Here is a 26,310-nt window from a genome sequence, read left to right on the forward strand (position 1 = left end):
GTTCATTCTCCTATTTCTGTACGGATGACTTTTACCGGTTTCATCATATCTTGGTATTTGTCATGAGCTTTATAGATACTGATCAATTGTTCTCGATAAAAAATCGCCACTAATTCCTCTGGGCGCTCTTGTAATCCAAACACGCTGAAAGGCAAGCGCATGCCATTTTTTACTTTCTGCCAGAGGTCCGCATCGATCGTCACTTGAACAAACTCCGATACCCCATATTCCACCGGTAGCAGTAGTTCCGAAACACGTTGTTCATCGACTGCCTTTTGCACCTCTGCAATCGTGTAAGATTGTTCTTTAGAAAAACCACCGCTTTTTAAGCGAGTCAAATCAGACATATGCGCGGGTACACCCAGCAATTTTCCTGTGTCGACCGCTAACGTGCGAACATAAGTCCCTTTTCCACAAGAAACTTCAAAACGCCAGCTTTGCGTATTGTCCTCATGAAAAACCGGCTCTGAAATTCGTTTGAAGGAATAAATTTCTGCTTTGCGCTGTGGTCGCTCGACAGTTTCATTGTTGCGAGCATATTCGTAAAGTCGTTTGCCATTGACTTTGACCGCCGAATACATCGGCGGGATCTGGGTAATCGTCCCCGTCAACTGTTTCATTGCCTGATCGATTTCTGTCTTCGTAAACGGACGAGTTAGTGCTTGTTGTTCAACGATATCCCCCGACCGATCTTCTGTAGTGGTACTGAAGCCCAAGGTGATTTCCCCGGTGTAGACTTTTCCAGAATCAACCAAGTATTCGACGATCTTCGTTCCTTTTCCGATACAAATGGGCAAGACACCATCCACGTCAGGATCTAGTGTGCCGCTGTGTCCGATTTTTTTTGTCTTTAATATTTTTCGTAATTTAAACACGCAGTCGTGACTTGTTTGTCCACGCTCTTTCCATAATGGTAAAATCCCGTCCATCGTATTCCTCCATTTCACTTCAACTTGCTTATTATAACATATAAAAAAAATTCATTGCACGACAAAATCCTTTTCGCTCCTTCTCATTACATGATAAACTAAGCATATAAGGAGGTCCTAAAATGGTTGTTTTAACGATAGGGTCATTTATTGGATTTGCCATCTTTTTGATCATGATTCAGCTCGGCACGATGCAGCGTTGGGAAGAAGCGTTTGCTTTGCAGATCATCCAGAGCCGTACGCCTTCTTTGACGCGCATGATGCACTTTTTTACCAATTTAGGAAAAGCCTTTCCGACAGTTGCGATCGCTTTACTATTGTTTGTCTTTCCATCATCGCGGGCGGATCTTGCACCAAAAACAGCAGTCAGTATCTTCATAGTATCAGCAGCTGCTTACCTGATCAAACGGATCGTCCGACGAGATCGTCCGATCGATCATCGTTTAGTTGAAGAAAAAGATCACAGCTTTCCTAGTGCCCATGCTGCCACATCCGCTGCCATGTACGGAACGATCGCCTTGAATCTTGGACAATTGGTTCCCTCAGCAGTCCTTCCGATGACTCTGCTGGCAGTTTTGTTAAGCTTTATGATCGGCTTTAGCAGAGTCTACTTAGGGATCCATTTTTTAACAGATGTGATCGGAGGCTGGCTCTTGGGGACAGGTGTTGCTGGACTGGTAACTTTACTGATGAATACCTGATGCTCTTTTCAAATAAAAAAGAACAGCTTCGATTGGAAGCTGCTCTTTTTTTTATTCTTCTGAGTGCAATGCGCGAATCATTTCATCAATTTTATTCCCGTATTGTACTGATTCATCCAATTCGAATTGGATTTCTGGAACTTTATAGAGCGTTAACGCTTGACCTAATTCACGACGAACCAAGCCAGTTGCTTTTTCCAGTCCTGCTTGGGCTTTTTGCTTATCTGAAGCTAAGTCCGTTAGGGTGCTGTAAAAGATCGTTGCTTGCTGTAAATCTCCAGTTACTCGTACATCTGTGATCGTCACATCTTGCACGCGAGGATCACGAACTTTTTTACGAAGAATTTGATTGACTTCTTTTAAGATTTCTTGTGCCACTCGGCGATCTCGATAGTTAGCCATTCAAAAAGCCTCCTTGTATAGTTGTCATTCCGTTATTTTGTCGGTACTTCTTCCATGACATAGCCTTCGATCACGTCATCAACTTTAAGATCGTTGAATTTCTCGATCATCGCGCCACATTCAAACCCTAGCTTCACTTCTTTGACATCATCTTTGAAGCGTTTCAAGCTGGCAAGTTTGCCTTCATAGATAACGATGCCGTCACGGATCACGCGGACGCCACTGTCACGGCGAATACTGCCTTCCGTTACGTAGCAACCTGCGATCGTGCCCACTTTAGATACTTTGTATGTTTCACGAACGATCATTTGACCAGTGATTTTTTCTTCGAATTCAGGATCAAGCATCCCTTTCATCGCAGTTTCGATTTCTTCGATCGCTTTGTAGATGATGCGATGCAAACGAATATCGACTTTTTCCGCTTCCGCTTGCTGTTTGGCTTGCGGTGTTGGACGGACGTTGAATCCGATGATGATGGCATTACTTGCTGCTGCTAGCGTTACATCACTTTCATTGATTGCACCAACGGCTGAATGGACGATGTTCACTCGCACACCTTCAACATCGATTTTCTTCAATGAAGCAGCTAATGCTTCAGCTGAACCTTGTACGTCTGCTTTGATGATGACATTTACTTCTTTCAGTTCGCCTTCTTTTAGACTTTCAAACAAGTTATCCAATGTCACACGACTGCTTGATGCGCGTTGCTCCATCAAAGCACGTTTTGCACGTTCTTCACCCGCTGCTCGAGCTGTTTTCTCGTCTTCAAAAGTAACGAAACGATCACCTGCTTGAGGCACATCATTCAATCCTGTGATTTCGACTGGTGTAGCAGGTCCAGCTGCTTTATCACGACGACCTAAATCATTCGTCATTACGCGAACACGACCGAAAGTATTCCCTACAACAATTGGATCACCTACATGAAGAGTCCCTTGTTGAACCAATAGTGTTGCTACAGGACCTTTTCCTTTATCAAGGCGCGCTTCAATGACTGTACCGATCGCCCGTTGGGTAGGATCAGCTTTCAAATCTTCGACTTCTGCTACTAAGAGGATCATTTCAAGCAATTCTTCAATGTTTTGCCCAAATTTCGCTGAGATTTCAACGAAGATCGTATCGCCACCCCAAGCTTCTGGGATCAACTCATGTTCACTTAATTCTTGCATCACATGTTGTGGGTTAGCACCTGGTTTATCGATTTTGTTTACTGCAACGATGATCGGCACTTTTGCTGCTTTCGCATGGTTGATCGCTTCTACTGTTTGTGGCATCACTCCATCATCAGCGGCGACAACAAGAATCGTGATATCGGTGATACTTGCTCCCCGTGCACGCATACTAGTGAAGGCCGCGTGTCCAGGAGTATCTAAGAAAGTAATTGGTTTGCCATTGATGTCGATTTGGTAAGCGCCAATATGCTGCGTAATTCCCCCAGCTTCACCACTTGTTACGCGTGAATGACGTAAAGTATCAAGCAATGTTGTTTTCCCGTGGTCAACGTGACCCATGATCGTCACAACAGGTGGTCGTGATACTAAATTCTCTTCAATTTGTTCTTCTGCTTCGAAGAATTTATCGATGTCTGCGATATCCACTTGAACTTTTTCTTGTGGTTCGATTCCGTAATCGGTAGCAAGCAGTTCAATCGTATCTTTATCTAAAGGTTGGTTTTGATTGACCATAACCCCCATCATAAAGAGTTTCTTGATGATCTCTGCTGGTTCACGGTAGATTTTTTTCGCGATATCCGCTACGTTCATGCCTTCTGAATATTCCAATACTTCTGGTAGCTCACGGAATTTACGTGCTGGAACTGGCGGTTTCTTTTCCGTCTGCTGACGGCCTTTTTTGCCTTTTTTATTGAATTTGTTGCGATTGTTATTGTTGAAATTATTGTTGCGTCCACCGTAGTTTGACTTGCCGCGGTTTTGATTTCCTCCACGAGAATCATTCGATCCTTGCGGACGGTTATTGTTACGGTCTGCCCCTTGCGTATTTCCTGCAGATTGAGCGGCCGGACGGTTTTGTTGCCCTTGGTTATTTGGACGGTTTTGCTGTCCTTGGTTTGTTGGGCGATTTTGTTGCCCTTGATTATTCGGACGGTTTTGTTGTCCTTGGTTTGTTGGGCGATTCTGTTGCCCTTGATTATTCGGACGGTTTTGCTGTCCTTGATTGTTCGGACGATTTTGTTGTCCTTGGTTGTTTGGACGGTTTTGCTGTCCTTGATTGTTCGGACGATTTTGTTGTCCTTGATTGTTCGGACGATTTTGTTGTCCTTGGTTTGTTGGGCGATTTTGTTGCCCTTGATTATTCGGACGGTTTTGTTGTCCTTGGTTTGTTGGGCGGTTTTGTTGCCCTTGATTGTTACGATTCTCTTGGTTATTCACTCGATTATGACTTCCTTGGTTATTTGGTCTGTTACTTCCTTGACTGTTCGTGCGATCTACTTGTCCTTGACCAGCAGGACGGTTATTGCTTTGCGTAGTTCGCTGTTGACTTTGATTGTTATGACGGTTTTGGAAGTTAGGATTATTTCTTTGCGTTTTAAATTTCTTTTGTTCTTGTTTTTCCGGCTGGTTGGCTGGTTTCTGATTTGCGGGATTTGAGTTTGCAGATGTTTTACCATTTGGATTGCCGCCTAATGACTGCTGCAATTTTTGCGCCTCTCCATCTGAGATCGCGCCCATATGATTTTTGACATCAAAGCCTAAAGATTGTGCTTTTTCAACAACCTCTTTGCTCGACTTATTCCATTCTTTTGCAAGTTCATAAATTCTTTTTTTTCCCATGCAATCACCTTCCTAACCTAATATTAATTCCTGCACCTTCCTTGCAAATCCTTGATCTAAGATGCCAATGACCATTCTTGGTTTCCCAATGGCCGCACTGATTTCATCAGCAGAAAATGCATCTAGGAGCGGAATTTCGTAATAAGAACTTTTGTCCTTAATTTTCTTTTGTGTATTTTTACCAGCATCACTGGCGATAATGACTAAAGCAGCTTTCTCATTGCGAATCTCTTTTAAAGTCATTTCTTCACCAGTTACTAATTTCCCAGCACGCATGGCTAGTCCTAACATATTTAATGCTTTGGTTTTATTCATTTGCAAATAACTCTTTTCGCGCTTTTTGGTGCGTTACATAGTCCAATAGTTCTTGGTAAAATTCATCTGTCAATTTCATTTCCAGCACTCGATCCAAGATACGCTTATCCCATGCTTTCTGGGCTTCAGCCGGTTCGATCGCTATATAAGCTCCCCGACCTGGCATTTTTCCTGTCGGATCGATGGAAACAACGCCTTCTTTTGAACGAGTGATACGAAGCATTTCTTTCTTAGGTAGCATTTCGCCTGAAATCACTGATTTTCGTAAAGGAATTTTTCGTTTTTTCATCACGATCTCACCTCAACTATTTTTCGTCAAACTCAACATTTTCATAATCATCCGCAGTCATGTCTGATGGAAGGATCGCTTCATCAACTGTTTCTGCAGATTCTGTTGCTTCTGTACTGATTTCTTCAGCAGCTTCTGAAGCATTGGCATCATACTCATCGATATAGTCGCCTTCATCCAGCTTCGCATAAAATTCTTCCATGTCTGTTTCTGATTTGATATCGATTTTGAAGCCAGTCAATTTGGCTGCTAGGCGAGCATTTTGTCCGCGTTTACCGATCGCTAATGATAGTTGGTAATCAGGCACGACAACAGTACAAGCCTTCGGATTATCAACATCAAAAATAACGTCGCTGACTTCTGCTGGATTCAACGCATTGGCGATGAAGATCGCTGGATCTTCATTCCATTCCACGATGTCCATGTTTTCGCCTTTTAGTTCATTGACGATCGCTTGAACCCGTTGACCTTTAGGGCCAACACAAGTGCCGACTGGATCGACGTTGGCATCAAAGGAACGAACAGCAACTTTGGCACGATCCCCTGCTTCACGAGCAATACTTACGATCTCTACAGTACCATCATATACTTCTGGCACTTCTTGTTCAAATAATCGGCGCAGCAAATCTGGATGGCTGCGGCTAACGAATACTTGAGGTCCTTTTGAAGTATTTTCAACACGAGAAACGAATACTTTGATCCGATCATGGGGTTGATAAAACTCATTTGGCATTTGGTCTTGTTTTGAAAGCACGGCTTCAATTTTGCCTAAGTTTACATAGATATAACGATTGTCTTGGCGTTCAACGATTCCTTGCAAAATGTCTTTTTCGTACGCACTAAATTCGTTATAGATAATGTTTCTTTCCGCTTCACGGACCCGTTGCAAAATGACTTGTTTTGCCGTTTGCGCCGCAATACGACCAAAATCTTTAGGCGTTACTTCAAAGCGGATTTTGTCGCCGATTTCATAAGCGGGGTTGATTGTCATCGCTTCTTTTAATGAAACCTCTAGTTGCGAGTCCATGACTTCTTCTGTCACTTCTTTGACTGCATAGACGTGGATATTGCCTTTTTTCTGATCAAATTCTACTTCCACATTTTGTGCTTGCCCGTAATGACGTTTGTACGCTGAAACCAATGCCGCTTCCAAGGCATCGATGACAATCTCTTTTGAAATGCCTTTCTCTGCTTCTAATGCATCCAATGCATTCAACATTTCTTTACTCATGATTCTTTCATTCCTCCGTGTTTAAAATTGAATGGCTAAACGAGCTTTGGCAATATTTTTCCGGTCGATCGTTCGTTCTTTTTCTCTGGTTTTGATTCGGGTCTTCATAACTAGCTGATTTTCATCGAATGACTGTAAAAAGCCTTCGAACTGTTTTTCTCCATCAATCGGTTGATATAAAGAAACATGAATGTACTCGCCGACTGCCCGTTGATAATCTGCTTCTTTCTTCAATGGACGCTCGGCGCCAGGGGAAGAAACTTCCAAGAAATAGGCCTGTGGAATAGGATCAGGTTCGCATTGGTCTAATTGTTCACTAAGTTGTTCACTGACAAAGGCACATTCCTCGATATCGATTCCGCCTTCTTTATCAATGAACACACGAAGAAACCAATTTTTCCCTTCCTTCACGAATTCTACTTCAACTAATTCAAATTTTTGCGCATCCAGAATAGGGGTCACTATATCTGTAACAGTTTCCACTACCGTACTCACAACATCGCCTCCTTTATTTCTCAACGAAACGAACTTCATTCCATTAAAAAGAGTGAGCGAAAAAACCGCTCACTCACTCTAAGTATCATTACATTGTAAATATAACACAATTTTCATAAAGATTCAACTACTGTCGCATGTTCCCTTCGCTTTCAGAAAAAAACAAAGCATTTTCTTAAAGATTTTTAATGCTTGGGTGAATGGCTGTTAGTGAATCACTTGACCAATCCGACGTAGTAGTTGTGGGAAAATGCTCTCTGGATCAAAGTCCATTGGCGCGTCATGTGGAAAATGAAGCCAGAGCCGACCACCATAAACCACTAGTACCAAAAGTGTCAATGTCACCCACAGGTTGTGACTGTAGTAAAGTTTGCTGATTTTCGGATTTTTTTTGAATAAAACGATTCCGAATACGATCGGCACTAACCAAAACAAGGGATGAAAATGCAGCGCACCTTCAAGATCACCCTGAAATAAGTGCAAGTAGGCGCGCGTCATGCCACAACCTGGACAAGGAAACCCCGTTAACCATTTAAACGGACAAATCAATAATCTACCCAATCATCTGAATCAGACGAATCATTTGTATTGTTAGATGAGGTCATGGCATTTTGATCAGCCGCTTCCCACATTTGGTTCATATCACCTTGTAAAATCGCCATGTTGATGAAATCAAAAGCAAACAGGCTCAAGACGACAAAAAGAATTTTGTTGTCACTCAGACGAGGCATATTCGCTCGCTGTTGTGCACTCATAAAGATATCCGCAATTCGGTACCACCAATAAATTTGATACAATCCACAAGTAAGGATCGTGAGTAAAATCGACGTCTCTGGCGAAAGACGATTATCCCCGCTGTATTCTGCCAGCTCTTTGGTTGTTTGGTACATCCAAAAGAATGTATAAATGCCACAAGTAATAAATGTTAATAAAATGACCGATACAACCGATTTCTTTCTAACTCCGTAATTATAATTCATCACAAACTCCTTCTAGTTTATTCCTTTTTATCACATACTAATTATACACGATTTTATTCACAAAAACAAAAAAAAATCTAATCATTTTATTTTTTATAGATTAAAAAAGGTAAATAGCACCTGCTGAAAGCAGGTGCCTATACTATAAAATCATTCGTTTTCTTTGAACCAAAAGCTATGCTCGGCTATAATTTTTCACTTCAGCAGCCATTGCATCAACAAACAGATTCAATTCTTCGACTTGGGTCTCCTTGCTGCCGTAGCGACGGATATTGACTGTCGCATCATTGACTTCTTGATCCCCAACAACAATTTGGTAAGGAATTTTTTGGGTTTGTGATGCACGGATCTTATACCCCATTTTTTCGTTGCGGTCATCCACTTCCACTCGCAGTCCTTGCGCTTGCAGGCGTTCTTTGATTTCGTAAGCATAGTCGCTGTGGGCTTCGACTGAGACCGGAATGATCGATGCTTGGATTGGTGCCAACCAAGTCGGGAATGCCCCTTTATAGACTTCTGTCAGGTAAGCCACAAAACGTTCCATCGTTGAAACGATTCCGCGGTGGATCACCACTGGACGGTGATTGTTTTCGCCATCTTCACCAACATATGTTAGATCAAACCGTTCAGGCAATAAGAAATCCAATTGGATCGTTGACAAGGTTTCTTCCATACCTAAAGCTGTTTTCACTTGGACATCTAGTTTAGGTCCGTAGAAAGCTGCTTCACCGTCAGCTTCAAAATAATCCAATTCTAATTCATCCATGGCCGCTTTTAGCATTGTTTGCGCATTTTCCCACATCGCATCGTCATCAAAATATTTGTCTTTGTTTTGTGGATCGCGATAACTTAAACGGAAACGATAGTCAGTAATATTAAAGTCTTCGTAAACGCCCACCATAAGATCCAGTGTCCGTTTGAATTCTTCTTTGATTTGATCAGGACGAACAAATGTATGACCATCATTTAAGGTCATTTCCCGAACCCGTTGCAACCCTGATAGTGCCCCTGATTTTTCATAGCGGTGCATCATTCCTAATTCAGCGATCCGAATTGGTAGTTCACGATACGAATGGATGTCATTTTTGTAAACCATCATGTGATGCGGGCAATTCATTGGTCGTAGAACCAGCATTTCGCCATCCCCCATATCCATTGGTGGGAACATGTCCTCGTGGTAATGATCCCAGTGCCCTGATGTTTTGTATAAATCCACGTTTGCCATGATTGGTGTGTAAACGTGTTGGTACCCAAGGCTAACTTCTTTATCCACGATATAACGCTCGATCGTACGACGGATCGTTGCTCCTTTTGGCAACCAGAAAGGCAAACCCGCGCCGACTTCAGGGGACAACATAAACAATTCTAATTCTTTCCCTAATTTACGATGATCGCGTTCTTTTGCTTCTTCTCGTAAACGAATAAATTCCTTCAAGTCTTTCTTATCGAAAAAGGCTGTTCCATATACCCTTTGCATCATTTGATTATCAGAACTTCCACGCCAATAGGCTCCGGCTACTGATAACAATTTGTACACTTGGATACGACCTGTCGATGGGACATGAGGGCCGCGGCATAAGTCAACAAATTCTCCTTGCTGATAGGCAGTAATCGTTTCGTCATCTGGTAATTCTGTGATCAACTCAACTTTGTATGGATCTTCAGCAAAAAGAGCCAAAGCTTCCTCTTTTGTTAATACACGTCGTTCAATTGGCAGATTTTCTTTAATGATTTTCATCATTTCTGCTTCGATTGCTGGTAGATCTTCCGCAGTTACTGGGTTTTCCCCATTGTCTGTGTCATAGTAAAAACCAGAATCAATTGCAGGTCCTACTCCAAAATGGATCGATGGATAGAGTCTGCGCATGGCTTGAGCCATTAAATGAGCTGTCGAATGACGAAGTAAACCTAAGGCGTCTTCATGATCGGGTGTCACGATCTCAATCGTTGCATCTTCTTCGATCGGACGTGAAAGATCGATCAGTTGTCCATTGACTTTTCCAGCTAAGGCTTTTTTTGCAAGACTTTTCGAGATACTTTCAGCAATCTCTTTAGTTGTTACCCCAACAGCAAATTCTTTTTTTGCGCCATCAGGAAATGTAATAAATAATGACATATGAATGTCCTCCTTTGAATGATTTCAATCAATAAAAAAGTCCTAGTATCGGTTACGATACTAGGACGATCACTCGTGGTTCCACCTATTGTTCGAAAACAGAAAAAGTCTGTTTTCCTCTTCATGAGATAACGGTTCAACCGCCTCCGTTTCGACAGAGGTCTAAAAAAGTGGTCATCCTTTGGTTTTCTTCCAGGAAATTTTCAGCCAAGATTTCCCTCTCTTATCGAAGACTCTCAAACTCAGGTGTCTTTTTTATTGATCGATTATGGCTCAATTAAACCACTACCTACAAGAAAAAGCAAGAGAATTATTTCCAATCGCCATTCACAGCATAAGTTCCTTGCTTCATTTCATTGATGATGACATGGATATGCTCCTTAGGGGCACCCGTATTTTTATGGACCGCCTCAGTGATTTCTTTCATCATATTCGTCAGTTGTTCTTGCGAACGCCCTTCAACTAGTTCGACATGAATAAATGGCATACGATTTCCTCCTTTGTTTGCTTTTGATTATACACCTTTTTCAAAAAGACAAAAGCTATTCCCATGATTTCCAAAGAAAAACGTGTCTTTATTCCTCCTGATACACGACAGAAAACTTTTCACAAACGCATAGCATTTGATCGTGAAAAGACAACCCCGCTGAGGCATAAGCTCGTCGAAAAAAAGCTTCATGAACACGGCGCCAATAAGCCAAAGTGCGATCTCCTTCCCCTTCTAAAAAGGCAAACGCTGCTGTCACTTCATCAAATGGCACGATCGACACTGACTCTAAATAAAGAACAGCTCTTGGTACATCCGAACCATCTAAAAGGACACTATACGTTTCTGATTGTGGCAATGCTTCTTGCTCGATTTCATAGAGCGCAGCGGCGGAGGTCGTCGCTGTCTTTTTGCCAGCTAAAACAAGTGCTGCCAGTTCATCCGCCATTTCTGAAGTATCACCAAAGGACCAAGCATCTTCATAGGTCAGAGAAGATTGATTTCTTGGATTTGCTTTTAAAAACCGCTGCCAAAACGCTTGAATCTGACTGTCTTTTATTTTTGGTTCTCTGGTCTCATCTGCCAATTTTTTTCACTCCAATACTTCGTATATGTTTGGACATTCTCAGCTTCTTGCCAATCATAGGCCAACCCTAATTTCTCGCTGATTTTCTTTGCTTGCTTATCAAATCGTTTTTGCATCTTCAAAAGGGACTGACCGCAAGCAGTGATCGTGGAAAAATCAAGCAATGAGGTCAATTCCCGCCACTCCTTTTCCGTTAGAAACGACTGCAGGTATTTATGATTTTTCCCAGTACTCACCTGAAATTGCTGAGCATGGGCAACAAACAAATCTTCAATCCATAACAACTCTTGCCAACAAATGGTATATAAATGATCCGCAGCATAAATCAGCTGCTTTCGAAGCAGCCCTTTCACAACATACGTGCTTACCCACCAAAATTCATTGCAGTGTTCTTGAAAAGCGGCTTGGGTCGGGCGCTTGATCCAGTAATGCGAATGATTTGCTTGATTAGCAAAACTTAGTAATTGGTCTGGATCAAGCAGCGGCTGCAAGCCTGGTTCTTTAGCAAGACGATCGACCAGTGCAAGAGGACAAAGCATGAGATCGATTCGTGCTCCGTCTTGAAAATGCATTAAGTAGGTAAAACAACCACCCAAGCTGGGTGGATAAATCGTGCTAGCTTCCGGTGTTTGCCTGATCATGATTGATCCAAAGGCTTCTAACCATGAAGAATCATCGACCAAAGGCTGAATATCCTCCATCACGAAGACCACGTCAAAATCCTGCAAAATATCTTTTGGCGCCTGTGGATCGGTCCGTGAACCAGATAAACCGATGGCACGTGCCCCAACACGTTTCCCAACAGACAGGATCAATTGGCGCAATTCTGCTTCTTCTCTCACCTTTTCCACCTCTATTTCGTTTCGTTTTTGAACACCTAAGCTCTTTTTATAAATATTAGCATAGTTTCTTTTTTTCCACGACATTCACAGGGAAAATATGCTATAATTTTATGTCGCAATTTTTTTAAGGAGGATCCTTCGTGAACGAACGTCAAAAAGAACAACAACATGTCAATGAAACCATTGCTCTGATCCACAGAGAACAAGCGATCCTTTCGCAGCAAAAACAAGAATTAGCCGCTAAAATGGATGATCAATTAAAAGAAATCGCCGATAAGAAAATTCGCGGAGGCGACAGTGAAGCCTTTTATGAATCAGTTATCGAGTACCAGCAGCATGAACAAGAACTGCTGATCAAGTATCAAACCGCAGAATCACAAGAAAAACGCGTCAAAACCCTAACAACGATGGCAGGCAATCCCTACTTTGCTCGAATCGATTTCAAAGAAGAGCAAGAAACCGAGACCCTCTATTTAGGGATCGCTTCTTTACGAGACAAAGAGGAAGAAACGATCGTCATTGACTGGCGCGCACCGATCGCTAATCTTTACTATGAAGGAGAACTTGGTGAAACATTCTACGAAACAGACACCGACCGTTTTACGGTAGAGCTGCTCTTAAAACGCCAGTTTAAAATTCAAAATGGTGAGATCTTATCGATGGTCGATACTTCGGAGATCATCAATGACGAATTTTTATTGGAAATCTTGGATGAGGCCTCTTCTTCTCAAATGCGTAACATCGTTTCAACGATCCAAAAAGCACAGAACCAAATTATTCGTGATACCACCAATAAATTTTTACTGATCGAAGGGATTGCTGGAAGTGGGAAAACCTCTGCTTTATTGCAACGGGTCGCCTTTTTACTTTACCGTAATCGCAAATGGCTGGACGAAAAACAAGTCTTGCTGTTTTCACCCAATCATTTGTTTTCTGACTATATATCCATGGTCCTGCCTTCATTAGGGGAAAGTGAAGTGCCCACAAGAACCTTCCACCACTTTATCCAATTGATTCTGACTGGCTATGAAGTAACAAAAGAAACCCAACAAGAAGAGAACTTTTTAAGCGGCGACGATGATGCCATTGAAAAAATCAAAAGTAGTCTTTTCTTGGTGGAAAAAATCAACCGTTATGTCCGTTCGATTGCACCGATCGGCCCCTTGTTCCGTGATCTAAAAATCCAAGGGCAAACCTATTTGACAAAAGAACAGATTCGCCGCTGGTACCAAGAAACCAATCATGAATTGCCGATTTACCAAAGAACCCAACTGCTTCAAACAAAATTATTAAAAAAAATCGGCGGCTTGGAAAAAGATGAAGCCAAAAAAGACTGGGTCAAAGAAGCGACCGAAGAGCAATTGCAACAAGTATTTACCAACGATCCTCATCAAGAATACAGCGAAGAAAACGAACGCCGTTTGCGGAAGAAACTCAGACAGCAGATCGTCCGTAAGAAGTTCCGTTCCTTGACGCGGGGAGTGAAAAACTTTCAGTTTATCAACCAAGCCAAGCAATACTTACACTTTTTACAATCGGTTGAGTCTGCTGCAGTCAAAGAAACTGGCATCGAGGCTGCGGCTTGGCAGCAAAGTATTGCCAACATTCGCCAAGGAATGCGCCAAAGACAAATCAAACAAGAAGACGCCGTTTTGTTTTTCTTACTGATCAAACAGCTTTATCCTGTTCACGTCGAAGAAAAAGCTCGGTTTATCTTTATCGATGAAATGCAGGATTTTCCACCAGCACAAGTGGCTCTGCTGCGTCAGCTTTATCCAAAGGCTGGTATCACCCTGTGCGGCGATTTGAACCAAAAAGTTTATGGCAATGAAACGATCGTCGGAGCATTAGCAGAATTATTCCCCCACGAAAGCGTGAAACGTTATCAATTGAAAACCAGCTATCGTTCGACTAAGGAAATCACAGATTTCGCCAATCAATTTTTAGTTGGCAGTGATCAAGTGGAATTGACGGCTCGTAAAGGTGCGGTACCAACAATTGTTAAAGGAACTGAATCTGAAAATCTGGCTTTCCTAGAAACCAGTATTCGAAAGGCAGCGGAGAATCAGCGTTGGCGCACCGCGATCATTTGTAAAACCGCAAAGGATTGCCAGCAGTTATATGCCCAGCTGACAGAAACAATGCAGGAACAAGTGCAGCTGATCACCTCTGAAGAAGACTTCATGAAACGCAATGTCATGATCTTCCCGGCCTTTTTAGCAAAAGGGCTAGAGTTTGACCAAGTATTTGTCTGGACACCAGGTGCCACTTTCGCGACTGAACAAGACCAATTGATTTTTTATACAATGGCGACACGGGCGATGCATCAGTTGACCGTCCTTACCCAAGAAGAATTGCCGCTTCTAGTGAAAGCTGATCCTGCCACTTATCAGTTTCAAGAAGCATCACGGATTGACGAATAACCTAACAAAAAAACATCACAATCGACTGATTCTCAAATGAAACCAGCCGATTGTGATGTTTTTTAGCCTTTTAATTCGCCAATAAATAAGCGGGTTTCTGGATAACGCATCCCAACGATTGTTAAAATCATCTGCAGCTCAGAAACGTGTTCCGGATCTTCTGGAACAAATAATTTTGTATGACGTCCGATACTGCCATTATCGATCAAACGATGGGTACGATTCCATTGACTAAATTCCTCGATCGTTGTAAAGCGACTAAGAGGAAAACCAGCACCGTCGAGAATTTCCGTCAATCGAAAAAGCACATAAGAACTATCGATCACCAATTCTTTTCTGTGAGGTAAAGCACGCGTTCGCTTATAATCAATAATTGCTTTTTCTGGTCGGTGTTCCAAAAGCCAATCCAACAGCATGAAGAACCCTTCCATTCGATAATCATCGATAAAGAGCCGTTCAGAGTATTCCGACATGCGAAAGACCAAAGGAATCAAGAATCGCTCTTTATAAATTAACAAGGGTGCGCGATCAACGACGACATTTAAATAACGATTCAAATAAGAAGAACCACGATAATCGCCTAGACGATACCCTTCCACCCCATACTTTTGATATTTCCGACAAAGAGCCGAGCAGTCAGAAATCGATACAGACACTTCTGCTAGCTTTTCAAAACCACTTAAGATTCGATTAAATGGCTCTAAAACGATTTTTTCTTCCATGTCTGCCCCCCTAACGAGTTGTTTGCTTATGTAGTAAATCATAACATATAAAATGTCTGGAAACCAACTGAAAAGACGATGAATATTGAAGAATTTTCAAGAGAAGTGCTTCTCGCTCTCTTGTTTTTTTCACTTGACTAAACAACGGAAGGTTGATGAAAAAAACACCAAAAACTGGCAGCCAGATCACCTCTAGGCTGCCAGTATGTCTTATTCTTCAGCGTCTGCCACATTGTGATAGACATTTTGAACATCTTCAAGATCTTCTAATACATCGATCATTTTTTCGAATTTTTCTAGATCATCGCCAGTTAAGGTTACTTCATTTTGAGGAATCATTTGCATTTCAGCAATTGAAAATTCGGTGATTCCTTTTTCTTTCAAGGCTTCCTGAATGGCATGGAAGTCACTTGGTTCACCGTGAACGATAATTTGTCCATCTTCTTCAACAACATCACGAACATCGATCTCTTTGTCCATCAAGTATTCTAAGATTTCATCGGCATCGTCACCAGCAAAGCCAAATAATGCTGTGTTATCAAACATATAAGCAACTGCCCCAGAAACACCCATATTCCCGCCGTTTTTACCAAAAGCGGCCCGAACATCGGCTGCGGTACGGTTGACGTTGTTTGTCAAAGTATCGACGATCACCATTGATCCATTTGGTCCAAATCCTTCATATCGAAGTTCTGAGTATTGTTCATCGCCAGAACCTTTGGCTTTTTCAATCGCACGGTCAATAATGTGTTTTGGCACATTGTAGGTTTTCGCACGTTCGATAACAAAGCGTAATTTTTGGTTCGCGTGAGGATCAGGATCACCCGATTTTGCTGCTGCGTAGATTTCGATTCCAAATTTTGCATAAACTCGGCTATTGTTTGCATCTTTAGCAGTTTTTTTCGCTACGATATTTGCCCATTTACGACCCATGATTTCACTTCGCTTTCTTGTTTTTAAAAATCCTTATTCATTATACTTGTCAAATGGCGTTCTGTGAAGCAATTTTCACTTATTTATCAATAAAAAGCGGAATTCTTCGAAAATTTTGTTCTGAGATTTGAGCATTCCCTTGCTGATAAATCTGGTCGATCCGCAATGACAAGCCGTAGCGCTGTGCTTCTTTCTTACCGAATTTAGCGATCAGCGGCAGGGTCAGCTCTTTTTTGACTTCTTTTAAATAGTGCTGCCCTTGCTTTGTATAGCCTAAGACTCGAATAAAGGGATGTGCTTGGGCTTCCTTCATTTCAGCTTTTGTCACTTGGAACAATACATAACAAGCAAGACGCTGCAGTCTCGTTTGGGTATAGCGTTTTGTCTTTAACAACTTGATAAAATCTGCAAACGAATCCGCCGCAGTCACATATTGTTTTAGTCGATATTCTAGTCCTTCTTCCATCTGGTAAATAGCAGCTAATTTTTCGAGGGGGGCAGAAATGATCTGGTATTGAAGATACGGCCAAAAGGCTTCCCAGTCGACTGTTGTTTGCGAAAGAAATTTTTGTGTTGCTTCAGGAACAAAATCCACAACAGCTTCACCTTGTTTGAGTCCTTGACGAATGGCTGTGGCACTAGCGATCGTTGGATGCTTAAATTGTTCTGAATGATAAGAGGCCGCAATTCGTTGAATGGGAACAAGCCTCATTGGTTTTTCATAACACAACACTTCCCGTGCATACGCCATACCCAACAGATGATTCGGCTGGTCTTTTTCTGCATGGTACTCAGGATAAAGCTCACTGAGGACCATACTCATTTTTTGACTATAGGTAGCATTTTGCCTAGCTATGCGTTGAAATGCGTCATCGATCATCCGCTGATTTTCTTTTTCAAACTGAGCGAACTTTGCATAGTCAAAGGGTTGTTTCGCATCTGTACCAAAACACAAAGAATCACATTGCAGATTTTGTAAGATCCTAATCGCTCCCGCTGCAAAAAAATCAGCAGACTGGACGGCCCAAGCGGATGGCAGTTCAACGACCAAATCGACGCCATTTTGCAATGCCGCTTGGGCTCGTTGCCATTTATCGATGATTGCTGGTTCACCACGCTGTAAAAAATTCCCACTCATCACGGCTACAATGACATCAGCGTTGGTTTCTTGCCTGGCTTTGTCCACATGGTATTGGTGGCCATGGTGAAAAGGGTTATATTCTACGACTAGTCCGCAAGCCTTCATCGACATCCCTCCTGTTTTACATAACGGTTACTTATGGCAGACAAAAAACCAGCGACGGCTTTTTTCATTTGGTTTTGTATCGATAAAATCAGCGTAGCATTCAACATTAGCAAAACCAGCATTTTCTAACATTCTTAAATAGCTTTCGAGAGGATAGGTTCTTTCTTGATGAAGCTCATCTAAGCGTTCAAACAACCCATTCTCTTGTGCAACAAAAAAGGTCAAGAAATGTTCAATGCTATGGTCTTTTTCTCCTTGATAGCTTTCCCAAAGAAAGGCAAATTCATCCGTCTGGTAATGGTAGCTATAATCAGGAAACACTTCATTGATTTGATATAAGGAATGCACATCAAATAAAAAGACGCCATCTTCTTCTAAACAACTGTAAACACCATCAAAAACTTGCTGCACACTCTGCTCGTCTTCCATGTAGCAAAGGGAGTCAGAATAGCAAGTAATAGCTTGATAGGTGCCAATATCTACGAGATCCAGCATATCACCCGCAACAAATTGCACAGCCGCCTCTTCTTTTTCAGCCCGTTGACTAGCGATCATCAGCATCTCTTCTGAAAGATCTAACCCAGTCACATCAAACCCAGCCTTGGCAAATTCAACGGCTAACGCACCGGTTCCACAAGCCAATTCTAACAGCTGTTTTCTTTTTCCTAAATGACGACAAGAAAAATCCAGCCACTTTTTATAGAGACTGGAATCCATTACTTCGTCATAGACAAATGCGAAGGTTTCGTAAGCCATTACGCCACGACCCATTCATTAAGATCCACAAGCGGCGCATCAGACCATAATTTTTCTAGGTTGTAAAAAGCACGTTCTGAGGCACTGAATACGTGAACGATCACGTCACCTAAGTCGATCAAGACCCATTTTCCACCATCTTTTCCTTCGACACGGCGAACAGATACTTGATTTTCTTCTTCTTTATCGATGACTTCATCAATGATCGCATTGATTTGACGTTCGCTATTTCCTGAACAGATCACAAAGTAATCTGCTAGCAAAGAGATTTCCCGCACATCTAATGCCATAATATCTTCGGCATGTTTTGAATCGGCGGCTTTTACAGCAATTTCTAATATTTTCTGACTATCTATGGTAATTCCCTCCTATATTTGGCTACCCAAAAATTGTAGGTTTCGATCGTTTTTGGGTAGATAACTGCTTCTGTTTCGATCAAATGAAGCAAGGTATGTTTCGTTTCGTAAGCAACAGCGGCATCTAAGTCGATCATTGCGATTTCTCTGGCTTCAACGACTCCAGGAAACGTACGACCGGGTTCGATATAATCTGCCACATAGATGATTTTATCTAACAGGCTCATCTTGGCAGCTCCGGTGGTGTGCAAACGGATCGCTTGTAAGATTTCTTCGTCATCGATTTCTAATTCTCGTTGAACGAAATCAGCACCGACGAGTCCATGCCAGATAGCATTGTTCCAGTTCAAGAGATCCAAGTCGAATCCGTCTCTACGAATGACTAATTGAAATTCTTCATCGCTGCGTTCCTTCGCATAATCATGCGTCAAGGCAGCGATACTGGCTTTGACCGGTGAAGCACCATATTTTTCCGCAAGGGCAACGGCCGTTTTTTCGACACCTAACACATGCTCAAAGCGCTTTTGACTCATCTGCATTTGGACCTTTTGCATCAAAAGTTCCCGTTCTGCTTGTGTGTAGTGTTCACTCTTCATCCAAGTACAACCCCTTTTCTTGAATATAGTGTAACACATTATCTGGCAATAAGTAGCGAACCGAACAACCTTGTTGCATTTTTTTACGAATTGTTGTTGAGCTGACATCCATTAGCGGGATATCGATCCAAATAATCGGGTATGGGCTATCGATCGGCACTTCTGGACGGCGAACCCCCACAAAAGTCACCAATTCCATCAGCTCATCGATTTGATGCCATTTTGGTAAATAGTTCACCATATCCCCGCCAATGATAAAATAATAATTGGTATCTGGATTCTTAGCTGTCAATTCCCGCATCGTATCAACCGTATAACTCTTACCTTTTCGTTCCAACTCAATGGTCTCTACAGCAAATCGCGGATTATCGGCGATCGCCAACTCCAACATCGCTAAGCGATGCTCCGCTGGGATCGTCTTTTTCTCATCAACATGAGGCGGTAAATACTCAGGCATGAAATAAACTTTATCCAGCCCTAATGCTTGCCCTACTTGCTCACCCATGACCAGATGTGCGTAGTGTACTGGATTAAAATTCCCACCAAGAATGCCCACTTGCTTTTTCGGTACCAGTTCTTGTGTTTGTGTCTCTAAAACCGTTTGTACCTTTCCAAATGTTTGTCCTTGCATGCCTTCTCCCTCCTAAATTGAACGAACTTTGCTTGAAATCGTTTGGTATTTTTCTTTGCTTGACGGTTTGAATAAAACGATTACTCGTCCGATGATCTGTACCACTTCACAGCCGACTTTCTCACGGATCGTTTCAGCTGCTTCGTCAGCAACCTCATCGGTATTTTGGAGCAATGAGACTTTGATCAATTCTCGTTTTTCTAGCGCTTCTTCAATTTGCGCCATCATCGCGTCATTCAAGCCGCCTTTGCCGATTTGAAAAATCGGGTTTAAATGGTGCGCTTCACTTCGTAAAAATCTTTTTTGTTTTCCTCGTAAGTCCATATTCTTCCTTCTTCCTTATACTAATGCTTTACGTCTAAGCACATCGACACCCTTTGGCGCCCACCCAGCGATGACACACGGTTTGGTGATCGTGATCCAGCCAAGTCCAGCAAAAACGATATCGGTTTTTTCTTTGATTGAAAATTCGAAACGGACGAGTTCAGGAAAATCCGCCACTTCATCTGCTCGCGGCGGCTGCAGCAGCCCACCAACATGTTTCTCATAAAACTCATCGGCTTTCGTTAATTTGGTCCGATGGATCGCCACATCATTCGCTACATAGGCAACAAACGAACTTCGTTCTCCTTGTATGAAATCAAAACGGGCAAGTCCCCCTAAGAACAAGGTTTGTTCAGGGTTCAATTGATACACTTTCGGTTTAATTTCTTTGGCTGGTGCCACGATTTTCAGATCTTTTTTACCTAAATAGTGTGCCATTTGATGACGATGAATGATTCCTGGTGTGTCGATCAAAAAGTGCCCGTCGTCCAATGGAATCTCAATTTTATCCAATGTAGTTCCAGGGAATCGCGAAGTGGTGATCAGCTCGTTGATCCCTGCTGTTTGTTTGATGATTTGATTGATCAATGTTGATTTTCCAACATTCGTCACACCAACCACATACACATCACGACCTTCACGATACGTTTCGATCGCTTGCAGTAAAGCTTCCGTTTCACCTGGCTTCTTGGCACTCGTCAATAATACATCCACTGGTCTTAAACCAGCTTCATGAGCACGTTCCTTCATCCATTGGGTCATCTTCGATTTTTTCAAAGATTTTGGCAAAATATCCACCTTGTTGCCCACTAATAAAACAGGATTATTGCCGACGAAGCGGTGCAGTCCTGGGATCAATGAACCATTAAAATCGAAAATATCAACGACATTAACGATCAAGGCTTCTTTTTCCCCGATTTCATTCAGTAGACGCAGAAAATCATCGTCGGTAAGGGAAACATCTTGGATCTCATTGTAATGGCGCAAACGGAAGCAGCGTTGACAATAGACTTCTCCTGATTCAAGTCCTTTTTCTAATGCGGATTGCGGGGTGTAGCCCAATTCATTGGGGTTCGTTGTCTGAATCACTGCCCCGCAGCCGATACAGTGAATTTCTTCGATTCCTTCTGTCATATTAAATTCCTCCACGCCATTTTAACTCTGGGTTGTGCTTCAATAAATAGTTCATGATTTTTCTTTCTGCGGCTCGATTAAATTGGGTTTTCCAAGAATCCGTTGGGATCACTGGTTTCACTAAAATACTGCGAACACCGGCACGATTGGCACCTCGTACATCCGTCATGATTTGATCGCCGATCATCACGACCTCTTCTTTTTTCAAGCCTAATTGCTGATAGCCTTGTTTGATCCCTCTTGAAAAAGGTTTTAATGCGCGGTGTACGTACTTTAAGCCAAAGGGCGCAACTGCCCGTGCCACTCGTTCACTATTGTTGTTGGAAACGACAACTACCGGTATCCCAGCATTTTTCATTTCCAGTAGCCAGTTTTTTAGTTCTTCGGTTCCGTCAGGATTGTTCCAAGCAATCAAGGTATTATCAAGATCGGTCAAAATCCCTTTGATCCCCTGTGCCTTTAGTTGGCTAGGGGTGATTTTATAAATCGCATCGACCATCCAAGTCGGTTTATAATTTGAAAACATAAAATCTCCTTTACTGCATGATTTCTTCACGTATTAAAAATCGGCGACTAGTCATCGATCCAAATTGTCGATCCTTAAAAAGAAACAGTCCGATCTGCCTACAATCACGCAGATGGTTTCTATCAAGATCAGACCTCTTCAACCTGTAATTATACAATAGAATCTTTTTGAATACTAGCAAGTGCGCTAGTTTCTGCAGGTTTCTTGTAAAAGAACTGAAAAACGAAGGTGTCGAAACAACAGTTTGTTCCATCACTTCTTTAAAGTATTCTTTTTTTCCGTCAAAAAAGCATCCTTTTACTGAAAGGATGCTTAGAAAAAGTCCAAAATTGTCATTTGCAACTGCGAGCTTCTCGCATTTTACAATACTTTACTTAAAAAATCAATGGTTCTCGGGTTTTTCGGATGATCAAAGAGCTGTTCTGGCGTTCCTTCCTCCATAATGATTCCCTGATCCATAAATAAAATCCGATCCGCGACTTCTTTCGCAAAGCCCATTTCATGAGTGACGATGACCATCGTCATTCCTTGCTGAGCCAAACGCTGCATAACGGACAATACTTCGCCAACCATTTCAGGGTCTAACGCAGAAGTCGGTTCATCAAAGAGCATCACATCCGGTTCCATCGCCAAGGCACGTGCAATAGCGATCCGTTGCATTTGTCCACCAGATAGACTTTGTGGATAGGAGTTTGCCTTATCAGGCAGACCTACATCATTCAATAGTTGCTTTGCTAGTGTTTCAGCAGCTGGTTTTGCTATCTTTTTGACTTTCGTCGGGGACAAAGTAATGTTTTCTAAAACCGTCATATTCGGAAAAAGATTGAAATTTTGAAAAACCATGCCCATTTTTTCCCGCATCTTATACAAATCATTCTTTGGATCGGTAATATCGGTTCCTTCAAAAAAGATTTTTCCGCTTGTCGGTACTTCTAGTAAGTTTAAACAGCGTAAGAACGTGCTTTTTCCTGAACCAGATGGTCCAATCACCACAACGACTTCTCCTTGCTCGATCGTCGTTGTGATCCCTTTTAGCACTTGATTGCTGCCAAAGGTTTTGTGTAACTCTTGAATATCTAACATCATAGCTTGTCTTCTCCTTTTAACGACGATAGCCTTTTCCTAGTTTCTTTTCCCATAAACTCAATAGTCGCGAAGTCGTAAACGTCAAGATGAAATAAATGACCGCCGCCACATAGAAAGGCGTTAATGGTTGGAAAGAACTGGTGACAACGATCTGCGCACTATTCATCAGCTCGTAGATGCCGATCGTTGAAAGCAAAGAGGAATCCTTGATCAAAACGATAAATTCATTGCCTAGTGGCGGCAAGATGTTGCGTAGTGCTTGTGGCAATACGACATAACGCATCGTTTGAAAAGGCCGCAGCCCTAAAGAACCAGCCGCTTCTGTTTGACCGTAATCAACGGCATTGATTCCCCCTCGGACGATCTCAGCAACATATGCCCCAGAATTAAGCGAGAGCGCAATGATCCCAGGAAATAACCGCCCAAAATCAAGACTCAACACACCGATCGAGACTGTCGGCAAGGCAAACATGCCTTGCAAAAGACCAAAAGCGATCAATATCTGCACCAACATTGGTGTGCCGCGGATGACTTCAATATACGCATTAGCAAACCAGCGCAAAGGCGTCACTTTTGATAATTTCATTAGGGCAAAAATCACCCCTAGAATCGTTCCAAAGATCACGGTGATGATAGAGATCACGATGGTGATCACCACACCAGAAAGAAAATAAGGGTAATATATCGCTAAAAAGGATAAATCCATAATTGTGTCTACTCCGTTCTATCTATTGCGCCGCATTTTCGTTGGCTAGATCTGTGTTCTTTTGTACATACTCATCGATTGTACCATCTTCAATCAATTCTTTCAAAATACTGTTTAGCTCTTCTTGTAGTTCGGTACTCCCTTTAGGTAAAGCAATTGCATAAGAATCGCCTTCAGACGCTTCTAATGCTACATCAGTGATCACGAGGTCATCATTTTGTGCAACATACGATTCAGCCACCGCACTTTCAAGCACCAAACCGTCGATCGAGCCTTGTTTCAATTCATTGACTAGATTCGGAACTTTGGCGATGGAAACCAATTGCGAATCCGCTAATTGGTCTTGAACGATCATTTCTTGGATCGAGCCTTTTTGAGCGCCCACCTTTTTGCCAGACAAGCTTTCGATTGAATCAAATGCCGACTCATTGTTTTTATTAACAACTACTTTTTGTTCTGGTGTAAAATAGTTATCGGTGAAATCAAAAGTCTGTTTACGTTCGTCAGTTGCTGAGATGCCTGAAACAGCGATATCGGCTTTTCCTTGTTGCAAAGCAGTCAAGACAGCATTGAAATCAAGGTCCAAAATATTCACTTCGACACCAAGACGATCAGCGATCTCATTGACCATATCGATATCTGCGCCCACGATCGTATCTTTGCCATCAATCAAGGCATGAAATTCAAAGGGGGCAAAGTCAGCAGAAGTTGCCACATTTAACACACCGGCTGCTTTGATGGCTTCCAATTGGTTATCCGCCGAACCGCTGGCACTAGAACTGCCAGTACTCGATGAGCCGCCATTTCCACAAGCTCCTAAAACCAAAATCCCCGTCAATACAACAAGTGCTCCAAATAATTTTTTCATTAAAAACGCTCCTCTTCAAAACAAATATTTATGCAATATAATCTTCTTATATTCAGAATATATACATAATAGCACAGAATAATTAAATTTTAAACTAAAAACTTCGTCATTTGCACGATTTATTCAATAACACTTTTAATAAAAAAATACTAGGATACCCTCTCTCTAATCAGAGTGGATATCCTAGTTGTTAAAATCGGCGAAAACGCTGATACCTTGCCTCAAGCAATTCTTCTGTTTGCAACGTAGAAAGTTCAGCGAGTTTCGTTGAAATTGCCGCTTTCATCTGTTCCATCAATTGCTCTTTCGGTAAAAAGGCCTCTTCATGGGTTTCAGCAATCACTTTTTCAATAACGCCTAATTCAAATAGTTCTTGGGCAGTGATCTTCATTAAACCAGCAGCTTCTTTGGCCCGGCTACCATCTTTCCATAGGATCGAAGCAAAGCCTTCGGGAGATAAAATGGCATAGATCGAGTGTTCCATCATCCACACTTCATCCCCTAAAGCCAGTGCTAAAGCACCGCCGCTGCCGCCTTCACCAATGATGATTGCCAAGATCGGCACCGTTAAATCGGACATTTCCATCAAGTTACGGGCAATCGCTTCACCTTCTCCCCGTTCTTCCGCGCCAATACCACAAAATGCCCCTGCTGTATTGATCAATGTGACCACAGGTCGCTGAAATTTTTCTGCTTGCTTCATTAAGCGTAACGCTTTTCGATAGCCTTCAGGATGTGGTGAGCCAAAGTTTCTGCGTAAATTTTCAGGTAGATTACGGCCTTTTTGAATACCGATCACGGTCACTGGCTTGCCATCTAAACAAGCTATCCCGCCAACAACGGCTTCATCTTCGCCAAACAGACGGTCTCCATGAAACTCTTCAAACTCAGAAAAAATGCCTTCAAAGTAATCCAGTGCCGTCAAGCGGTCTTTGCTGCGAGCGAGTTCAACGATTTCGTGGGCTGCTCTAGTCATTGCGATTCCATCCTTTCCGCGTATGCAAAGAAATCAAATGGTGGATTTTCTCCCGCAAGTTCGTCCGTGGAACGATTTGATCGACAAAGCCATGATCTAACAGGAACTCTGCCTTTTGAAAATCTTCAGGTAGTTCCTGACGAATGGTTTGTTCAATCACACGTCGTCCAGCAAAACCGATCAATGCTTGCGGTTCTGCCAGGATGATATCCCCTTCCATCGCAAAACTAGCGGTAACGCCACCGGTGGTCGGGTCCGTTAAAACCGTTAGATAAAACAAGCCAGCTTTACTGTGGCGTTTTACTGCCGCGGAGATCTTCGCCATTTGCATCAGTGACAAAATCCCTTCTTGCATCCGAGCCCCACCCGAAGCGGTAAAAAGAACAACTGGTAGCTGTTTTTCGATCGCACGTTCAAACAAACGGGTGATTTTCTCCCCCACGACCGTTCCCATACTGCCCATGATGAAATTCGCATCCATGACACCGATTGCTAACGGCAATCCTCGAACTTTGGCTTCTCCCGTTAGAACAGCCTCATGCAAACCAGTTTTTTCTTGCATTTGTGCGACTTTATCCAGGTACCCTGGGAAATCAAGGGGATCTTTTGTGGTAACATCTGTGTCCCATTCTTCAAAACTTTTTTCATCAATCGTGATAGCGATCCGTTCCCAGGCGCTGATCCGGAAATTATACCCGCAGTGGGGACAGACTTTTTCTGCCCCCATCTCCTTCGTATAAAGCGTTCGTTTGCAACTAGGACATTTCGCCCAAAGATTATCTGGGACGACTGGTTCGTTCGTTGGCAGCTGACCTCGATTAGGATTGATGCGAATGTAGTTTTTTTTCTTAAATAAAGCCAC

Annotated in this window: 30 protein-coding genes; 2 read left to right on the plus strand and 28 right to left on the minus strand. The window is 42.4% G+C overall.

Features of this window, described 5'->3' with window-relative positions; translation table 11 throughout:
• Positions 1 to 2: 2 nt before the first annotated feature.
• Positions 3 to 929: a tRNA pseudouridine(55) synthase TruB gene (gene truB, locus IGJ26_RS09135; protein ID WP_016610162.1), complete on the minus strand. Its 927-nt coding sequence runs from the start codon at positions 927 to 929 to the stop codon at positions 3 to 5.
• A gap of 122 nt (positions 930 to 1,051) precedes the next feature.
• Here truB and IGJ26_RS09140 point away from each other — a divergent pair, with 122 nt between their 5' ends.
• Entirely contained in the window at positions 1,052 to 1,630 is a 579-nt protein-coding gene (locus tag IGJ26_RS09140) for a phosphatase PAP2 family protein (RefSeq protein ID WP_005235629.1), read from the plus strand.
• A 51-nt stretch (positions 1,631 to 1,681) separates the two neighbouring features.
• On the opposite strand, the gene rbfA is transcribed toward IGJ26_RS09140, so the two are convergent.
• The 12 genes from rbfA to IGJ26_RS09200 all read right to left on the minus strand — a co-directional run bounded on the left by rbfA (position 1,682) and on the right by IGJ26_RS09200 (position 12,165).
• On the minus strand, positions 1,682 to 2,032 hold the full coding sequence (gene rbfA / locus IGJ26_RS09145; protein ID WP_005225925.1) for a 30S ribosome-binding factor RbfA: 351 nt from the start codon (positions 2,030 to 2,032) through the stop codon (positions 1,682 to 1,684).
• Positions 2,033 to 2,064: 32 nt separating this feature from the next.
• Positions 2,065 to 4,824 (minus strand): translation initiation factor IF-2, encoded by a 2,760-nt coding sequence (infB, locus tag IGJ26_RS09150; protein ID WP_194188498.1) that lies wholly within the window; start codon positions 4,822 to 4,824, stop codon positions 2,065 to 2,067.
• 12 nt (positions 4,825 to 4,836) lie between these two features.
• The gene (locus tag IGJ26_RS09155) at positions 4,837 to 5,139 is read right to left on the minus strand and encodes a YlxQ-related RNA-binding protein (protein WP_005235626.1); all 303 of its coding nucleotides are present in this window, start codon (positions 5,137 to 5,139) and stop codon (positions 4,837 to 4,839) included.
• The gene (rnpM, locus tag IGJ26_RS09160; protein WP_430599560.1) at positions 5,132 to 5,428 is read right to left on the minus strand and encodes an RNase P modulator RnpM; all 297 of its coding nucleotides are present in this window, start codon (positions 5,426 to 5,428) and stop codon (positions 5,132 to 5,134) included. Before rnpM ends, IGJ26_RS09155 begins: the two co-directional genes overlap by 8 nt.
• A 16-nt stretch (positions 5,429 to 5,444) precedes the next feature.
• Positions 5,445 to 6,659: a transcription termination factor NusA gene (gene nusA, locus IGJ26_RS09165; protein ID WP_008378144.1), complete on the minus strand. Its 1,215-nt coding sequence runs from the start codon at positions 6,657 to 6,659 to the stop codon at positions 5,445 to 5,447.
• Positions 6,660 to 6,680: 21 nt separating this feature from the next.
• Positions 6,681 to 7,154, minus strand: a complete 474-nt coding sequence (gene rimP, locus IGJ26_RS09170) for a ribosome maturation factor RimP (RefSeq protein ID WP_008378146.1) — start codon at positions 7,152 to 7,154, stop codon at positions 6,681 to 6,683.
• Positions 7,155 to 7,361: 207 nt separating this feature from the next.
• Positions 7,362 to 7,715 (minus strand): DUF2752 domain-containing protein, encoded by a 354-nt coding sequence (locus IGJ26_RS09175; protein ID WP_034695542.1) that lies wholly within the window; start codon positions 7,713 to 7,715, stop codon positions 7,362 to 7,364.
• Positions 7,700 to 8,134 (minus strand): DUF4234 domain-containing protein, encoded by a 435-nt coding sequence (locus IGJ26_RS09180; RefSeq protein ID WP_008378150.1) that lies wholly within the window; start codon positions 8,132 to 8,134, stop codon positions 7,700 to 7,702. The genes IGJ26_RS09175 and IGJ26_RS09180 overlap by 16 nt, the downstream gene beginning before the upstream one ends.
• 175 nt (positions 8,135 to 8,309) lie before the next feature.
• Positions 8,310 to 10,250 carry a threonine--tRNA ligase gene (thrS, locus tag IGJ26_RS09185; protein WP_005235617.1) on the minus strand — a complete coding sequence of 647 codons (1,941 nt, stop codon included), beginning with the start codon at positions 10,248 to 10,250 and terminating at the stop codon, positions 8,310 to 8,312.
• A 310-nt stretch (positions 10,251 to 10,560) separates the two neighbouring features.
• Positions 10,561 to 10,737: a 2-hydroxymuconate tautomerase gene (locus IGJ26_RS09190; protein ID WP_005225916.1), complete on the minus strand. Its 177-nt coding sequence runs from the start codon at positions 10,735 to 10,737 to the stop codon at positions 10,561 to 10,563.
• A gap of 88 nt (positions 10,738 to 10,825) precedes the next feature.
• Positions 10,826 to 11,323 (minus strand): ASCH domain-containing protein, encoded by a 498-nt coding sequence (locus IGJ26_RS09195; RefSeq protein WP_005235615.1) that lies wholly within the window; start codon positions 11,321 to 11,323, stop codon positions 10,826 to 10,828.
• Positions 11,293 to 12,165, minus strand: a complete 873-nt coding sequence (locus IGJ26_RS09200; RefSeq protein ID WP_042890922.1) for an aminoglycoside 6-adenylyltransferase — start codon at positions 12,163 to 12,165, stop codon at positions 11,293 to 11,295. The genes IGJ26_RS09195 and IGJ26_RS09200 overlap by 31 nt, the downstream gene beginning before the upstream one ends.
• Before the next feature lie 140 nt (positions 12,166 to 12,305).
• On the opposite strand from IGJ26_RS09200, the gene helD reads away from it, so the two are divergent.
• Positions 12,306 to 14,588, plus strand: coding sequence for an RNA polymerase recycling motor HelD (helD, locus tag IGJ26_RS09205; protein WP_086299382.1), 2,283 nt, complete (start codon positions 12,306 to 12,308; stop codon positions 14,586 to 14,588).
• Positions 14,589 to 14,650: 62 nt separating this feature from the next.
• On the opposite strand, the gene IGJ26_RS09210 is transcribed toward helD, so the two are convergent.
• The 15 genes from IGJ26_RS09210 to accD all read right to left on the minus strand — a co-directional run bounded on the left by IGJ26_RS09210 (position 14,651) and on the right by accD (position 26,310).
• Positions 14,651 to 15,310: a hypothetical protein gene (locus tag IGJ26_RS09210; protein ID WP_008378159.1), complete on the minus strand. Its 660-nt coding sequence runs from the start codon at positions 15,308 to 15,310 to the stop codon at positions 14,651 to 14,653.
• Between the two features lie 210 nt (positions 15,311 to 15,520).
• A complete protein-coding gene (locus IGJ26_RS09215; RefSeq protein ID WP_005225911.1) occupies positions 15,521 to 16,243 on the minus strand; it encodes a YebC/PmpR family DNA-binding transcriptional regulator in 723 nt (240 codons plus the stop codon).
• A gap of 79 nt (positions 16,244 to 16,322) precedes the next feature.
• Entirely contained in the window at positions 16,323 to 17,489 is a 1,167-nt protein-coding gene (locus IGJ26_RS09220) for a nucleotidyltransferase (protein ID WP_061054242.1), read from the minus strand.
• 27 nt (positions 17,490 to 17,516) lie between these two features.
• Positions 17,517 to 18,245 (minus strand): class I SAM-dependent DNA methyltransferase, encoded by a 729-nt coding sequence (locus IGJ26_RS09225; RefSeq protein WP_016612181.1) that lies wholly within the window; start codon positions 18,243 to 18,245, stop codon positions 17,517 to 17,519.
• Positions 18,245 to 18,586, minus strand: a complete 342-nt coding sequence (rsfS, locus tag IGJ26_RS09230) for a ribosome silencing factor (RefSeq protein ID WP_034695537.1) — start codon at positions 18,584 to 18,586, stop codon at positions 18,245 to 18,247. Before rsfS ends, IGJ26_RS09225 begins: the two co-directional genes overlap by 1 nt.
• An 11-nt stretch (positions 18,587 to 18,597) precedes the next feature.
• Positions 18,598 to 19,197 (minus strand): bis(5'-nucleosyl)-tetraphosphatase (symmetrical) YqeK, encoded by a 600-nt coding sequence (yqeK, locus tag IGJ26_RS09235; RefSeq protein ID WP_005225907.1) that lies wholly within the window; start codon positions 19,195 to 19,197, stop codon positions 18,598 to 18,600.
• Entirely contained in the window at positions 19,187 to 19,828 is a 642-nt protein-coding gene (locus IGJ26_RS09240; protein WP_194199630.1) for a nicotinate-nucleotide adenylyltransferase, read from the minus strand. The genes yqeK and IGJ26_RS09240 overlap by 11 nt, the downstream gene beginning before the upstream one ends.
• A gap of 12 nt (positions 19,829 to 19,840) precedes the next feature.
• The gene (gene yhbY, locus IGJ26_RS09245; protein ID WP_005225905.1) at positions 19,841 to 20,152 is read right to left on the minus strand and encodes a ribosome assembly RNA-binding protein YhbY; all 312 of its coding nucleotides are present in this window, start codon (positions 20,150 to 20,152) and stop codon (positions 19,841 to 19,843) included.
• A gap of 15 nt (positions 20,153 to 20,167) precedes the next feature.
• Positions 20,168 to 21,286, minus strand: a complete 1,119-nt coding sequence (gene yqeH / locus IGJ26_RS09250) for a ribosome biogenesis GTPase YqeH (RefSeq protein ID WP_194199631.1) — start codon at positions 21,284 to 21,286, stop codon at positions 20,168 to 20,170.
• A gap of 1 nt (position 21,287) precedes the next feature.
• Positions 21,288 to 21,812 carry a YqeG family HAD IIIA-type phosphatase gene (locus IGJ26_RS09255; protein ID WP_005225903.1) on the minus strand — a complete coding sequence of 175 codons (525 nt, stop codon included), beginning with the start codon at positions 21,810 to 21,812 and terminating at the stop codon, positions 21,288 to 21,290.
• 360 nt (positions 21,813 to 22,172) lie between these two features.
• Positions 22,173 to 22,898, minus strand: coding sequence for an amino acid ABC transporter ATP-binding protein (locus tag IGJ26_RS09260; protein WP_005235590.1), 726 nt, complete (start codon positions 22,896 to 22,898; stop codon positions 22,173 to 22,175).
• A gap of 16 nt (positions 22,899 to 22,914) precedes the next feature.
• Positions 22,915 to 23,604 (minus strand): amino acid ABC transporter permease, encoded by a 690-nt coding sequence (locus IGJ26_RS09265; RefSeq protein WP_005225900.1) that lies wholly within the window; start codon positions 23,602 to 23,604, stop codon positions 22,915 to 22,917.
• A 22-nt stretch (positions 23,605 to 23,626) separates the two neighbouring features.
• On the minus strand, positions 23,627 to 24,472 hold the full coding sequence (locus tag IGJ26_RS09270; protein WP_005235588.1) for a transporter substrate-binding domain-containing protein: 846 nt from the start codon (positions 24,470 to 24,472) through the stop codon (positions 23,627 to 23,629).
• 190 nt (positions 24,473 to 24,662) lie between these two features.
• Positions 24,663 to 25,448, minus strand: a complete 786-nt coding sequence (locus tag IGJ26_RS09275) for an acetyl-CoA carboxylase carboxyl transferase subunit alpha (protein WP_005235587.1) — start codon at positions 25,446 to 25,448, stop codon at positions 24,663 to 24,665.
• Positions 25,441 to 26,310, minus strand: a complete 870-nt coding sequence (accD, locus tag IGJ26_RS09280) for an acetyl-CoA carboxylase, carboxyltransferase subunit beta (RefSeq protein WP_086316197.1) — start codon at positions 26,308 to 26,310, stop codon at positions 25,441 to 25,443. Before accD ends, IGJ26_RS09275 begins: the two co-directional genes overlap by 8 nt.

The organism is Enterococcus sp. AZ095a (genome assembly GCF_050546735.1).
Classification (GTDB): Bacteria; Bacillota; Bacilli; order Lactobacillales; family Enterococcaceae; genus Enterococcus_D; species Enterococcus_D entomosocium.

Coding starts and splice junctions, on each gene's coding strand:
- IGJ26_RS09260 (WP_005235590.1), bottom strand. CDS start 22,898: ATGATGTTAGATATTCAAGAGTTACACAAAACCTTTGGCAGCAATCAA.
- rbfA (WP_005225925.1), bottom strand. CDS start 2,032: ATGGCTAACTATCGAGATCGCCGAGTGGCACAAGAAATCTTAAAAGAA.
- IGJ26_RS09275 (WP_005235587.1), bottom strand. CDS start 25,448: ATGACTAGAGCAGCCCACGAAATCGTTGAACTCGCTCGCAGCAAAGAC.
- IGJ26_RS09210 (WP_008378159.1), bottom strand. CDS start 15,310: ATGGAAGAAAAAATCGTTTTAGAGCCATTTAATCGAATCTTAAGTGGT.
- yqeK (WP_005225907.1), bottom strand. CDS start 19,197: ATGAAGAGTGAACACTACACACAAGCAGAACGGGAACTTTTGATGCAA.
- IGJ26_RS09155 (WP_005235626.1), bottom strand. CDS start 5,139: ATGAATAAAACCAAAGCATTAAATATGTTAGGACTAGCCATGCGTGCT.
- IGJ26_RS09255 (WP_005225903.1), bottom strand. CDS start 21,812: ATGTTTTCAAATTATAAACCGACTTGGATGGTCGATGCGATTTATAAA.
- IGJ26_RS09190 (WP_005225916.1), bottom strand. CDS start 10,737: ATGCCATTTATTCATGTCGAACTAGTTGAAGGGCGTTCGCAAGAACAA.
- infB (WP_194188498.1), bottom strand. CDS start 4,824: ATGGGAAAAAAAAGAATTTATGAACTTGCAAAAGAATGGAATAAGTCG.
- rnpM (WP_430599560.1), bottom strand. CDS start 5,428: ATGAAAAAACGAAAAATTCCTTTACGAAAATCAGTGATTTCAGGCGAA.
- IGJ26_RS09265 (WP_005225900.1), bottom strand. CDS start 23,604: ATGGATTTATCCTTTTTAGCGATATATTACCCTTATTTTCTTTCTGGT.
- IGJ26_RS09240 (WP_194199630.1), bottom strand. CDS start 19,828: ATGCAAGGACAAACATTTGGAAAGGTACAAACGGTTTTAGAGACACAA.
- IGJ26_RS09220 (WP_061054242.1), bottom strand. CDS start 17,489: ATGAAGGCTTGCGGACTAGTCGTAGAATATAACCCTTTTCACCATGGC.
- nusA (WP_008378144.1), bottom strand. CDS start 6,659: ATGAGTAAAGAAATGTTGAATGCATTGGATGCATTAGAAGCAGAGAAA.
- IGJ26_RS09180 (WP_008378150.1), bottom strand. CDS start 8,134: ATGAATTATAATTACGGAGTTAGAAAGAAATCGGTTGTATCGGTCATT.
- IGJ26_RS09140 (WP_005235629.1), top strand. CDS start 1,052: ATGGTTGTTTTAACGATAGGGTCATTTATTGGATTTGCCATCTTTTTG.
- yhbY (WP_005225905.1), bottom strand. CDS start 20,152: ATGGACTTACGAGGAAAACAAAAAAGATTTTTACGAAGTGAAGCGCAC.
- thrS (WP_005235617.1), bottom strand. CDS start 10,250: ATGTCATTATTTATTACATTTCCTGATGGCGCAAAAAAAGAATTTGCT.
- IGJ26_RS09225 (WP_016612181.1), bottom strand. CDS start 18,245: ATGGCTTACGAAACCTTCGCATTTGTCTATGACGAAGTAATGGATTCC.
- truB (WP_016610162.1), bottom strand. CDS start 929: ATGGACGGGATTTTACCATTATGGAAAGAGCGTGGACAAACAAGTCAC.
- yqeH (WP_194199631.1), bottom strand. CDS start 21,286: ATGACAGAAGGAATCGAAGAAATTCACTGTATCGGCTGCGGGGCAGTG.
- IGJ26_RS09270 (WP_005235588.1), bottom strand. CDS start 24,472: ATGAAAAAATTATTTGGAGCACTTGTTGTATTGACGGGGATTTTGGTT.
- IGJ26_RS09215 (WP_005225911.1), bottom strand. CDS start 16,243: ATGGGTCGTAAATGGGCAAATATCGTAGCGAAAAAAACTGCTAAAGAT.